The following is a 12,124-nucleotide window of genomic DNA, read 5'->3' on the forward strand; positions in this document are numbered from 1 at the left end:
AAAAACTAACAAAGGGCTATACAAGAGTCAAGAAACCGTTTACTTTGGTACCGAGCCGCTTTTGAAACCGGACCACCCGCCAGGTGGCGCAACGGATGATCGCCACTCCTGGTCCGCTTCTCCGGAAGTGCGGCCGGAACGGCGCCGTCCCTATATCGCTCAGGCGATACCAACACGTGGAGGCCACGATGACCAAAGGAGCCCACATGGCCGCTAAACACATACCCAGGGCACCGCGCCCGGCTGGAATGCCGGCTGCAGCGGGCCGACTGCACGGAACGGGGTTGCCGCAGTGAGCGCCATCAGCGAGCTCAGCTCGATTTCCCGGAAGAAGGGTAAAGCGACCCCGGAAGAGAAGAAGGCGAACAGCCGCGATAATAAGGCTGCCTATATCTTCCTGCTGCCGTGGCTGGTAGGCCTCGTCGCGATCACCATCGGCCCGATGCTGATGTCCCTTTACCTGTCCTTCACGGACTACAACCTCCTCCAGCCCCCGGAATGGGTTGGTTTGGAGAACTTCACCCGGATGCTCACCGACGCCCGGCTGCACAACTCCCTCGGCGTGACCTTCACCTACGTGTTCATCGGTGTCCCGCTCCAGCTGGCCGTGGCGCTGCTGATCGCCCTCGTCCTGGACAAGGGCCTGCGCGGGCTCCCGTTCTACCGCTCGGTGTTCTACCTGCCGTCCCTGCTGGGCGGATCGGTGGCCGTTGCCATTCTCTGGAAGCAGATCTTCGGCACTACCGGCCTGGTCAACCAGGTCCTTGCGATGTTCGGCATCCAGGGACCGGGCTGGATCTCGGATCCCAGCACTGCCCTTGGTTCCATCATCCTGCTGCACGTGTGGACCTTCGGCGCCCCCATGATCATCTTCCTGGCAGGCCTGCGGCAGATCCCGACCATGTACTACGAGGCCGCGAAGGTTGATGGTGCCACCACCCTCCAGCAGTTCTGGCGGATTACCATGCCGATGCTAAGCCCCATCATCTTCTTCAACCTGGTGCTCCAGATCATCGGTTCATTCCAGTCGTTCACCCAGGCGTTCATCGTCTCCGGCGGTAACGGCGGGCCCTCGGACTCCACCATGTTCTTCACCCTGTACCTCTACCAAAAGGGATTCGGCCAGTTCGACATGGGCTACGCCTCCGCGATGGCCTGGCTCCTGCTGGTGATCATCGGCATCTTCACCGCCATCAACTTCATCGCTTCTAAGTATTGGGTTTTCTATGACGACTAAGCTTGAGACGCTGCCCACCCCGGAGACCGCCGGCGCGGGCAAGCCTACGAACCGCCGCAAGCCCAAGGTCAGGGAGTCCCGGGGCACCCTGGCCTTCAGCAAGGCGCAGCGCAGCAAGGCGCTGATGAAACATGCCATCCTTATCCTGGCCGGCGGGCTCATGATCTGCCCGCTGCTGTGGATGGTGGTGTCCTCGCTGCGGCCCAACGAGCTGATCTTCCGCGAGCCCGGCCTGTGGCTGAACAGCCTGGAGATGAGCAACTACACATCCGGCTGGTCAGCCCTGACCCACCCCTTCGGCCACTACATGATCAACTCCGCGATTGTGGTGATCGGATCCATCCTGGGGAACCTGATCTCGTGCTCGATGGCTGCGTACGCCTTCGCCCGGCTTCAGTTCACCGCCAAGAAGCTGTTGTTCGGCATCATGCTGCTGACCATCATGCTGCCGTTCCACGTGGTGATCGTCCCGCAGTACATCCTGTTCTCGCAGATCGGCTGGGTGAACACCTTCTGGCCGCTGATCGTGCCCAAGCTGCTGGCAACGGAAGCGTTCTTCGTTTTCCTGATGGTGCAGTTCATCCGCGGCATTCCCCGCGAACTGGACGAGGCCGCCAGGATCGACGGCGCCGGCCACCCGCGCATCTTCCTGCGGGTCATCCTGCCGCTGATGGTGCCCGCCCTGGCCACCACCACCATCTTCACCTTCATCTGGACCTGGAACGACTTCTTCGGCGCCCTGATTTACCTCACGGACCCCGACATGTTCACGGTTCCGGTGGCATTGAGGGCTTTCGTCGACGCGCAGTCGGCAACGAGCTGGGGGTCGCTGTTCGCGATGTCCATCGTGTCCCTGCTGCCCGTCTTCCTCGTGTTCCTCTTCGGCCAGCGATTCCTCATCAAGGGCATCGCCACCACCGGAATCAAGTAGTCCCTACCGCATAGCAGCGCCGACATTTTTGCTGCTGACGCTACGGCTCTTGTGAAACGGCCCGTCTGCCGGCGGGCCGTTTCTGCCGTTATAAAAGAGTCACCAGAAACATCTTGTGATACAAGTTGAGCACTTGTAGTATTAGGCACAGAAAGCGGTTTCCCGTTTTCCCCTCCTGCTCCTGGTTCCAATCCCCAACCTAACCCCAGCACCTGATCAACCAGCATCATGATCAAAGAAGATCGGAGTATCCAGTGCCGCTATTTTCCCGCCCTGCGTCTGCTGCCAAGCCATCGGCAGAGACACCCTCCACGGGCGCACGCCGCCCGTTACGCAAGACTGGCTTGGTAGCCGCCGCTGCCGCCGTCGTCATGGCCCTTAGTGCCTGTGGCGGAGGAGCTGCTTCGGAGAGCGCCGACGGTCCCGTAGAACTGCGCTTCTCCTGGTGGGGTGGCGACAAGCGGGCGCAGCTGACGCAGGAAGCCATCAAGCAGTTCGAGGCTGAGAACCCCAACATCAAAATCAAGCCCGAATTTGGTGACTGGAGCGGCTACTGGGACAAGCTGGCCACCCAAGTCGCGGCCAACGACGCACCGGACATCATTCAGATGGACGAAAAGTACATCACCGAATACTCCAGCCGTGGAGCCCTTCTCGACCTCTCGAAGTACGAGATCGACACCTCCAAGCTTGACGAAGCCGCGCTCAATGCCGGCAAGAGTGACGACGGCCTGACCGGCATCGCCGCCGGAATTAACGCCGCAACCATCCTGGCCAACCCCAAAGTCTTCGAAGCCGCTGGTGTGGCGCTGCCAGACGACTCCACCTGGACCTGGCAGGACTTCGAACGGATTGCCACCGAAATCACCGACAAGTCTCCCCAGGGCACCTACGGCGCAGCAGCCTACGGAACCGATGAGGCTTCACTGGGCGTCTGGCTCCGCCAGAACGGCAAGTCCCTGTACACCTCAGACGGCAAGTTGGGCTTTGAGCCGAGCGACATCGCCGAATGGTGGGCGTTCCTGAAGCAGCTCAGCGAGAAGAAGGCAGTTCCGTCCGCTTCCGAGGTAGTGGAAGCCGAGGCCGCACCGCTGGATCAGAGCGGACTCGCCACCGGCAAGAACGGCATGGCCTTCTGGTGGTCCAACCAGGCTCCTGCCCTGGAAAAGGCATCCGGCGGTGACCTGAAGATCCTGCGGTTCCCCACCAAGACCGGAAAGGCCGATGAGGCCGGACTCTGGTACAAGGCTTCGCAGTTCTGGTCGGCCTCCTCGCGCACCAAGCACCCTGAGGAAACCGCCAAGTTCATCGACTTCCTGGCCAACAACGTCAAGGCCGGCGAAGCGCTCCTGGCCGACCGTGGCGTGTACCCGAACTCCGACGTTCGTGCAGCCATTGAATCCAAGCTGACTCCTGCCGACGTCAAGGTGGTCAAGTTCATCGACCAGATCAAGGACGAGCTGGGCGAGGCTCCTGCACCGCCGCCGAAGGGCGCCGGCTCCATCCAGGAAATCATCAAGCGCTACACCTCTGAGGTTCTCTTCGAGCGGCTGTCCACGGAAGAAGCTGGCAAGAAGGCACATGACGAGATGAAGTCCGCCATCAGCAGTTAGTTTTCACACCGCCACTAACACGGCTCTGGACACCTTGGGAGGACGCCTCCTCCGCCCATAACGTCCGACGGCGGGTGGCAGCTCCGTCCCGGTGGGAACCATTGGTTCCTCCCGGGGCGGAGCTGTTTAAGCTGCCTTTTCGTCCACTCATTCCTGGGGTGGGGGTGGTGGTTTGAAGTAGGTGTTTTGTTGGGGTTTTTGGTGGGGGTCGAGGTGTTTTGGGGGTGTGTACCAGGGGGTGTTGTTGATGGTGGTGATGGTCCATTGTTCTTTGTGGATGAGGTGGTGGTGGGCTGAGCAGAGGAGTGTGCCGTTGTTCGGGGTGGTGGGGCCGCCGTGGGACCAGTAGGTGATGTGGTGGGCTTCGCACCAGGGGGCGGGGATGGTGCAGTTGGGGAAGGTGCAGCCTTGGTCCCGGGCGGTGAGGGCTTGGCGTTGGGTGGGGGTGAAGAGCCGGGTTTTGCGGCCGAGGTCCAGGATTTCGCTGCGGGTGCCGAGGAGTGCGGGGATGATGTCGGCGTCGCAGGCGATTTTGCGGATTGTGGCGGCGGTGACGGGGCCGGTGAAGGCGAAGTTCCCGGTGCCGGTTTCCGGGGCCACGTGTCGGGGGTGGGGGAGGAGGTCCTGGTAGTTGATGGTGGCGATGATTTGGGGGCGGTTGCCGCCGGTGGTGGGCAGGGTGTTGGTGGCCATGGCGGTTTTGACGGCGCCGATGATTCCGTCGAGTTGTTTCTGGGGCCTTGTGCGCCGGTCCAGGTCCACGTCACCGTCCGGCAAGGAGTCCTGGCCGGTGCCGTTGCCGGGGACACCGGCCGCACCAGCACGAGCACCCGCGCCACTGCCACCGCCGGTGCCGGTGTTGGTGGCGGTGGTGCGGGGGTTGGTGGCGGTGTTCATGACGGTGAGGAGGTGTTCGTATTGGTCGGTGGTGGCGAAGATTTCGAGGTGGTGCAGGCCGTGGCGGGGTTTGCGGATGAAGGCGCCTTGGGTGTGGCGGAGGGCTTCTTCGCTGGGTTCGGTGCCGTCGGCGTCGATGGTGTCGGCCCAGCGGCGGGCGAGGCGGGTAAGGAAGTCCGGGTCCGTGGTCGCGGCGGTGGTGGTGAGGTTCTCCTCGATCAGGGCCAGCCGCTCTGGTGTGACGAGGTGGCGGAGCCGGTTCAGGGTCAGGGCGATGATGGTCCCGGCCCGGGAGGAAACAACCGGGCTGGTAGCGGCCCCGCTAGTTGGCGTGTCCTCGTCCTCGACGTTGCTGCCGGCGGGTGCGGGTGGGGGTGTGGGTGTGAGGGCGGCGGCGAGGTGTTCGCGGGTGGCGGGGAGGATGTCGCCGGTGAGGGTGTTGGTGGGCAGGATGTCCGCTGCGAGGGCGAGGCGGCGGTGGGCTTCGCTTTTGCCGATCCGCAGCCGCAGCCGCAGGAACTCCGCGGTGTTGGCGCACCCGTCATCAGCCGGCGAGGTGATGACCGGGTTGGAACGGTCTGAGCCCATCTGGCTCCCGGGAGCACTGGCCGTTAAACCGCTGGTCCCGGTGTCTTCTGGCCAGGCGGTGTCGGTTTCGTTCAGGGTTTCTGCGCCGTTGTCCCAGCCGGTGACCCAGCCCTTGCCCGTGCGCGACCGGCCGGCCCGGGAAGCGTCCGCCGCGGCAATAGCCTGTGCGCGGGTCCGGTCAACGATCCCGGCGGAGAGGACCTGCAGGTACTCCACGGACCGGGAGAGGTCCTCGACCTGCCCGGCAAAATCGGCGGCCTCGACGTAATCCGCACCGGCAAGCCTTGATGGTGCTGCGGCAGCGGCAGCAGCCAGGAGCCCGCCGATCTCGCTCAGGCTAAGCGGCTCATCAGCACCGGCCGGGTTGCCAGTCGGGAGCGGCGCCGCAGCAAGCGGCTGAGCCAAGCTGGACGGGTTGTCCACGGGAATCGACTCAGCAGGAAGCGGCGCAGGAAGAAACTGATCCGCGTCGGCCCTGACCAGGGCGGGAACGGCACGGAGCCGGCCCGCAAAACCCAGGCCGGGACCGCCGTCGGACGCCTCTGAACCACGCGAGGAAACACTGCCGGCCCGGGTCAGCACAGCGGTAGAACCGCAGTACTCCGCAAGCTGCTCCCCAATGGCTTCCATAGCCCAACTCTGCCAAAGACCACTGACAAAACAGCTCTATAAGAGACTCTATGTGGATAACCCTGCCCTGGACGGGGCCTGCAATCTAAAGGAAGCCGGCACCGGTGGCGGGCAAAAGCCACGACCGGGCCTCGCGCCGCCGTCCGGTCCCGCTAGTCCTCAGCAATCACCACAACACTGCCGGCAGGCACCACCCCGTCGAACGGCTGTCCGGAGAGCAGGTCAACGCCGGTAGCCTGGACAGCCCCGGGGGTAAGGGAATGGTTGATGGCAAACAGGAAGCTGCGGCCCTCTTCAGAACGCCGGCGCGTCAGCTCCACCCCGGGATCGGCCGCAGTAAGGGGCGCAACGCCTGACTCCTCGAGCAGCCGGTCCACCAATGCCTCGATGCCGTCGCGGTCCGGGAATGTGGCGAGGTACCACGCGGCCCCTTCGCCCACTGCCCGCCGGGTCAGTGACGGTACGCCCTCCAGTGGATACTCAGTGAAAGTCTGGACAGCTTCGGCGCCGGCCAAGTGCACATGTTCGCTCCAGATGGAAGAGACACCGCCGTCGCTCAATTTCACCTGCCCGCCGGCCAGGAGCGGGTGGAACTCCTCCACGCGCACGCCCAGCAGTTCCCTGAATGCCCCCGGGTAGCCGCCCAGCCGCACGTGGTCCTTCTCATCCACAATCCCGCTGAAGTAACTCACCAGAACGGTGGCGCCGGCAGAAGCGGCAGCCGCGATGTTGGCCGCGGCCTCATCAGTCACCGAGTACAGGGTGCACACCAGGACGAGGTCGTAGCCCTCGAGCGACGCTGACTGGTGCACCATGTCCACCGGGATGCCCCGCAGGAACAGCGACCGGTGGAAAGCACGCAGCAGGTCCAGGTACTTCACGTCCTGGCTCGGCTTGGAGTCGATTTCACTCGCCCACCACGCTTCGTAGTCGAACACAATAGCCACGCGTGATTCCACCCGCGAACCCTGCACCGGGGCGAGCCGCTTCAGAGCCGCGCCAAGGTCAACCACCTCGCGCCACACGCGGGTGTCCCGGCCGCCATGGGGCACCATGGCCGAGTGGAACTTCTCCGAGCCGGCGAAGCTCTGCCGCCACTGGAAAAACATCACCGCGTCCGCGCCGCGCGCCACGTGGGCCAGGGAATTGCGCAGCATCTCGCCGGGCATCTTGGGCTGGTTGCGCGGCTGCCAGTTGACGGCCGACGTCGAATGTTCCATCAGGATCCACGGGTCACCTCCCGCAATGCCGCGGGTGAGGTCCGCACTGAACGCCAATTCGATCTGCCGTTCAGGATCGGCCGCAACCAGGTAGTGGTCGTTGGCGATGACGTCCAGGTCCTTGGCCCAGTCGAAGTAGTCCATGGACTTCGTGGCGCTGGATGCCATCAGGTTGGTGGTGCACGGCACGCCGGGAGTGACCTCCCGCAGGACGGCAACAAGCTCCCGGTAGTAGTCCATCAGGGCCCAGGAGTTGAAGCGCTGGAAGTCGAGCTGCTGGCCCGGGTTCAATGTGGAGGGCGCGACGCCCGGCGGCAGGATTTCCTCGAACGAGGCGTAGTTCTGGGACCAGAACGCCGTACCCCAGGCAGCGTTGAGTGCATCGATACTCCCGTACCGCCGCTCCAGCCAGACGCGGAACGCAGCAGCGTCCTCTTCGCCATAGAACTCGGAGACGTGGCAGCCCAGTTCGTTGTCCACATGCCAGAGTGCAAGCGCGGGATGGTCCTTGTAGCGCTCCGCCAGCACCCGCGTGATGCCGGTTGCGTAGCGCCTGTAGACGGCCGACGACGGCGTGTAGTGCCGTCGCGAGCCCGGCCCCAGCACGGTTCCGTCAGCCGTGACAGGAAGGATTTCCGGATGCTTCCGTACCAGCCAGGCCGGGGGAGCGGCCGTGGCAGTGGCCAGGGCTACCTTGACGCCGATTCCCGCCAGGTTGTCCATCACTTCATCCAGCCAGCCGAAGTCGTACCTGCCCTCTTCCGGCTCCAGCAGCGCCCAGGAGAAAATTCCCACGCTGAGGAAGCTGACACCCGCTTCCTGCATCAGCTCCAGGTCCTCCAGCCGGACGCTGACAGGCCATTGTTCCGGGTTGTAGTCGCCGCCGTAGGCGATACCTTCGACGTGGTTCCAGACGCTGGCCGGGCGCGGGGTTTCCTGCAAAGTCATGGGACTCCTTTGTCTGCTGGGAAGATGAAGTGGCTCGAAAATCAGATCTATGGAAAACGCTTGCCCAATTCCGGGAATGCCTATATTGTATCGTTTCAGAAGCCGTGTAAGCCAGCTCACTACTCACGTTGCAGAGTGAGCGACTGGGATTGCACACATCGAGCAAGGAGGCTCTCATGATCAATAGAAGGAATTTCCTCACCACCGTAGCCGTCGGTACCGCATCTGCCGCCGCTCTGGCGGCCTGTGGAACAGGGTCCGGCACCAGCGCCGGAGAGACTGGCTCCGCCGAGAACCCCGTCACCATCAACTACACCTGGTGGGGCAACGACGACCGCGCCGAGCGTACCCGCAAGGCGATCGCCCTGTTCGAGTCGAAGAACCCGGACGTTAAGGTCAACGGCAACTTCACCGACTTCGCCGGCTACTGGCAGAAGCGCGCCACCGAAGCAGCCGGCGGCGGCCTGCCCGATGTGATGCAGTGGGACCTTTCCTACCTGCGCGACTATGGCCAGCGCAACCAGCTCCTGGACCTGGGCACAGTGAACATCAACACGGAAGCGTTCGATAAGTCCCTCCTGCCCTCAGGCCAGATCAAGGGCAAGACCTACGGCATCCCCACCAGCACCAACGCCTTCGCTGTCTACTACGACCCCGCCAAGCTGGCGTCACTGGGCATCGCTGAGCCCACGGGCAAGTGGTCCTACAAGGAATTCAACGACTTCCTCACGGAGGTTGGCACCAAGAGCAACAGCGCGGTCTTCGGCTCGACCGACTACACCGGTGTTTGGTGGATGTTCAACATCTGGCTGCGCCAGAACAACATCGAGGCCTTCACCGAGGACGGCAAGCTCGGCTTCACCAAGGACGACATGAAGAAGTGGTGGAACACGACGGCGGGCCTGCGCGGCACGCCTGCCATTATCTCCGAAGAGCGCGTCACCCAGCTCGCCCCGAAGTCTCCCTTCGGCTCGAACGTCACCGCCACAGAAGTCACCTGGGACAACTTCATGGCCGGCTACCTCGCGGACAGCGGCGCGAAGGAACTCAAGCTGGTGCCGCCGCCCTCAGACGACGCGGACAACCTGGGCCTGTTCCTGAAGCCGTCCATGCTGATGGTGGCCAGCGCCAAGACCAAGTTCAAGGACGCTTCCGCCCGCTTCATCGACTTCATGGTCAACGACCCCGAGGTTGGCCAGATCTTCAAGACCTCGCGTGGCGTTCCGGCGTCCAAGACCCAGCGCGACGGCACCACCTTCGAAGGCACCGACAAGCTCGTGGTGGATTACGAAAAGTCCATCGAGCAGTACCTCAAGGACGCTCCCGAGCCGCCCATCGTGGGCTTCGGTACCCTCGAGGCTTCCTTCAAGCGCGTCAGCTCGGACCTGAACTACGGCAAGCTGACCATCGACGGCGCAGCCGACGCATGGTTCAAGGAAGCCGAAGACCTCATCAAGCAGAACGCCTGATCCAGGCTTTCACAACTGACGGATTGAACTCGTGACTCAAAGCCCAACATTGAGCAGGCGTTCGGCACAGTCCGACTCCCCGCTGCCGCGCAAGTCGCGGCAGCGCGGGGCGGATGCCCGCGCCGGCTACACCTTCCTGCTGCCCTGGCTGCTGGGATTCATCGCCCTCACTGTTGGGCCCATGATTTCCTCGCTCTACCTGTCCTTCACCAACTACAACCTGTTCGAGCCGCCCAAGTGGATCGGCCTGGACAACTACACCACCCTCTTCCAGGACGAACGGTTCCTGCAGTCGGTGGGGGTCACCGTCGGTTATGTCGTCTTCGGCACCCCGCTGAAGCTCGCCGCGGCACTGGCTGTGGCAATGCTGCTCAACAGCAAGCGCCGCGGCCAGGGTTTCTACCGCTCAGCGTTCTACGCCCCGTCCCTGATCGGCGCATCCGTATCCATCGCCATCGTCTGGAAGGCCATGTTCGGCGATGCCGGTCCGGTGGACCAGGGCCTGTCCTTCTTCGGGATCAACCTCGGCGGCTGGGTGGGCAACCCGTCCATGACCATGCCGATGTTCATCCTGCTGACCGTCTGGCAGTTCGGCGCCCCGATGGTGATCTTCCTCGCCGGCCTGAAGCAGATCCCGGCCGATCTCTACGAAGCGGCGTCCATGGACGGTGCCGGCCCGATCCGGAAGTTCTTCAATATCACCTGGCCCATGCTTTCCCCGGTGATCTTCTTCAACCTGCTGATGGAAACCATCCACGCATTCCAGATCTTCGCCTCGGCCTACATCATCTCCAACGGTGAAGGCGGCCCGGCCGGTTCCACCCTCTTCTACACCCTCTACCTGTACCTGCGGGGCTTCAGCGACTTCCGGATGGGCTACGCCTCGGCGATGGCCTGGCTGCTGGTGATCGTCGTTGGCATCATTACCCTGATCTTCTTCCGCACGTCCAAGTCCTGGGTCCACTACAGCGGTGATGCAAAATGACAAGCACGGCAACCCCCACGCAGTCCCTCCCGGACGCACAGCTGGCGCACTACAACCCCAAGTCCGAGTCTGTAACGGCCAAGCGTGCCAAGAGCACCCTCTTCCACGTCGTTGCCCTCGCCCTGACGGCGGTGGTCCTGTATCCGGGCCTGTGGATGATCGCCTCGTCCTTCAAGCCCAACGCCGAGATCGGCGGTGCGAACACGTCGCTGTGGTCCAACAACTTCAGCTTCGACAACTTCGTCACGGCGATGGACGGCATCGGTGGCGTGTCCACCCTGCAGTTCTTCACCAACTCGCTGGTCCTGGCTATCGGTGCCGTGGTGGGAACCATCCTGTCCGCCAGTGTCTCGGCGTACGCGTTCGCCAGGATCAAGTTCCCGGGCCGCAGCGTTTTCTTCGGAATGATGATCGCAACCCTGCTCCTGCCGTTCCACGTGGTGATCATCCCGCAGTACATCGTGTTCCAGCAGCTTGGCCTGGTGGATACCTACGTGCCGCTGCTGATCGGCAAGTTCCTGGCGGCCGACGCGTTCTTCGTCTTCCTGATGGTCCAGTTCATGCGCAACCTGCCGGGTGAGCTGGACGAGGCCGCCAGGATCGACGGCGCCGGCCACGTCCGGATCTTCACCTCCATCATGCTGCCACTGATGAAGCCGGCCCTGATCTCCACGTCGATCTTCTCCTTCATCTGGAGCTGGAACGACTTCCTGGGCCCGCTGCTCTACCTGAACACCCCGGACAAGTACCCGCTGCCCCTGGCTTTGCGACTTTTCGTGGACCAGACCCAGAGCTCGGACTACGGTGCAATGATCGCCATGTCCGTCCTCGCCCTCCTGCCGGTGCTGATCTTCTTCCTGGTGTTCCAGCGGTACATTGTTGAAGGCGTCTCCACCCAGGGCCTCAAGGGCTGACCGCCCGGAAGCCGATACAGAAAATGAGCGTCATGGACAGCACCACACCCGCCCCCAACCACCACCAACCCGTCCCGGTCAACCGCTTCGCGCTGTTCTCCGAGACCCTCCTGGCAGGGGTGCTGGTGCTGGTGCTGTCCATTCCGCTGGTGACGATCCCCGCCGCATATGCGGCGGGGATCGCCCATCTGGAACGGCACCTTTCCGGCCGGGACGATTCCATCCGCGGCCTGTGGGACACGTTCAAAGCTGCCCTGCCAGGCAGCTGGAAGCTTGGAATCACGACGGCGGCAGCCGCCGTCGTGATTGTCCTTAACCTTTTGCTCGCTTGGGTGGGGCAGTTGCCGGGCGGGGAAGTGGTGCTGCCGGCAACCCTGATCCTGGCTGCTGCGGCAGCCATCGTGCTCCTCCGCAGCGCCGCCGCGTGGTCCGACTTCACCGGCTCCCGCGCCGACGCCCGCAGCGCCTGGCGTTCAGCCCTCGAGACTGGCCAGGCCTTGTCCCTGAAGGACTGGACGGGGTCCCTCCTGCTGGCCGCTGCGCTCTTCGGGGCTGTGGTGTTCGTATGGATGCTGGCGGCTTTGTTCGTGGTGGTTCCGGGCACCCTGATCCTCGCGGCCGCAGCAGTCAAGCTGCGCTCCACCCGCACCTGAAACACCAAGCCCAACAGCCCTGGGTTCCACCAGCGGCGG

General features: G+C 63.4%; 9 protein-coding genes. 7 read left to right on the plus strand and 2 right to left on the minus strand.

What is annotated here, in order from left to right; translation table 11 throughout:
• Positions 1 to 292: 292 nt before the first annotated feature.
• The 3 genes from M1D32_RS04095 (at position 293) to M1D32_RS04105 (ending at position 3,781) form a co-directional block, all read left to right on the plus strand.
• Entirely contained in the window at positions 293 to 1,237 is a 945-nt protein-coding gene (locus M1D32_RS04095) for a carbohydrate ABC transporter permease (protein WP_458781065.1), read from the plus strand.
• Complete coding sequence (locus M1D32_RS04100; RefSeq protein ID WP_458781066.1) at positions 1,227 to 2,168, plus strand: carbohydrate ABC transporter permease; 942 nt, start codon at positions 1,227 to 1,229, stop codon at positions 2,166 to 2,168. The genes M1D32_RS04095 and M1D32_RS04100 overlap by 11 nt, the downstream gene beginning before the upstream one ends.
• 254 nt (positions 2,169 to 2,422) lie before the next feature.
• Positions 2,423 to 3,781: an ABC transporter substrate-binding protein gene (locus M1D32_RS04105; protein ID WP_458781067.1), complete on the plus strand. Its 1,359-nt coding sequence runs from the start codon at positions 2,423 to 2,425 to the stop codon at positions 3,779 to 3,781.
• A gap of 147 nt (positions 3,782 to 3,928) precedes the next feature.
• Here M1D32_RS04105 and M1D32_RS04110 read toward each other — a convergent pair whose 3' ends face one another.
• Together M1D32_RS04110 and M1D32_RS04115 are read right to left on the minus strand one after the other, a co-directional pair.
• Positions 3,929 to 5,896: an HNH endonuclease signature motif containing protein gene (locus M1D32_RS04110; RefSeq protein ID WP_458781068.1), complete on the minus strand. Its 1,968-nt coding sequence runs from the start codon at positions 5,894 to 5,896 to the stop codon at positions 3,929 to 3,931.
• A 152-nt stretch (positions 5,897 to 6,048) separates the two neighbouring features.
• The gene (locus M1D32_RS04115; protein WP_458781069.1) at positions 6,049 to 8,064 is read right to left on the minus strand and encodes a beta-galactosidase; all 2,016 of its coding nucleotides are present in this window, start codon (positions 8,062 to 8,064) and stop codon (positions 6,049 to 6,051) included.
• A 176-nt stretch (positions 8,065 to 8,240) separates the two neighbouring features.
• On the opposite strand from M1D32_RS04115, the gene M1D32_RS04120 reads away from it, so the two are divergent.
• Genes M1D32_RS04120 through M1D32_RS04135 form a run of 4 tightly spaced genes read left to right on the plus strand, consistent with a single transcriptional unit; the run spans position 8,241 to position 12,085 of the window.
• On the plus strand, positions 8,241 to 9,533 hold the full coding sequence (locus M1D32_RS04120) for an ABC transporter substrate-binding protein (protein ID WP_458781070.1): 1,293 nt from the start codon (positions 8,241 to 8,243) through the stop codon (positions 9,531 to 9,533).
• Positions 9,534 to 9,564: 31 nt separating this feature from the next.
• Positions 9,565 to 10,518 (plus strand): carbohydrate ABC transporter permease, encoded by a 954-nt coding sequence (locus M1D32_RS04125; RefSeq protein ID WP_458781071.1) that lies wholly within the window; start codon positions 9,565 to 9,567, stop codon positions 10,516 to 10,518.
• Positions 10,515 to 11,432 carry a carbohydrate ABC transporter permease gene (locus M1D32_RS04130; RefSeq protein WP_458781072.1) on the plus strand — a complete coding sequence of 306 codons (918 nt, stop codon included), beginning with the start codon at positions 10,515 to 10,517 and terminating at the stop codon, positions 11,430 to 11,432. The genes M1D32_RS04125 and M1D32_RS04130 overlap by 4 nt, the downstream gene beginning before the upstream one ends.
• A 23-nt stretch (positions 11,433 to 11,455) precedes the next feature.
• Entirely contained in the window at positions 11,456 to 12,085 is a 630-nt protein-coding gene (locus M1D32_RS04135) for a Poxvirus protein I5 (RefSeq protein ID WP_458781073.1), read from the plus strand.
• Positions 12,086 to 12,124: the final 39 nt, after the last annotated feature.

This window comes from Arthrobacter sp. D3-16, from assembly GCF_054408515.1.

What these genes read in the sequence shown, in the direction of transcription:
- M1D32_RS04100 (WP_458781066.1), top strand. Translation starts at nt 1,227, where the DNA reads ATGACGACTAAGCTTGAGACGCTGCCCACCCCGGAGACCGCCGGCGCG.
- M1D32_RS04110 (WP_458781068.1), bottom strand. Translation starts at nt 5,896, where the DNA reads ATGGAAGCCATTGGGGAGCAGCTTGCGGAGTACTGCGGTTCTACCGCT.
- M1D32_RS04115 (WP_458781069.1), bottom strand. Translation starts at nt 8,064, where the DNA reads ATGACTTTGCAGGAAACCCCGCGCCCGGCCAGCGTCTGGAACCACGTC.
- M1D32_RS04120 (WP_458781070.1), top strand. Translation starts at nt 8,241, where the DNA reads ATGATCAATAGAAGGAATTTCCTCACCACCGTAGCCGTCGGTACCGCA.
- M1D32_RS04130 (WP_458781072.1), top strand. Translation starts at nt 10,515, where the DNA reads ATGACAAGCACGGCAACCCCCACGCAGTCCCTCCCGGACGCACAGCTG.
- M1D32_RS04135 (WP_458781073.1), top strand. Translation starts at nt 11,456, where the DNA reads ATGAGCGTCATGGACAGCACCACACCCGCCCCCAACCACCACCAACCC.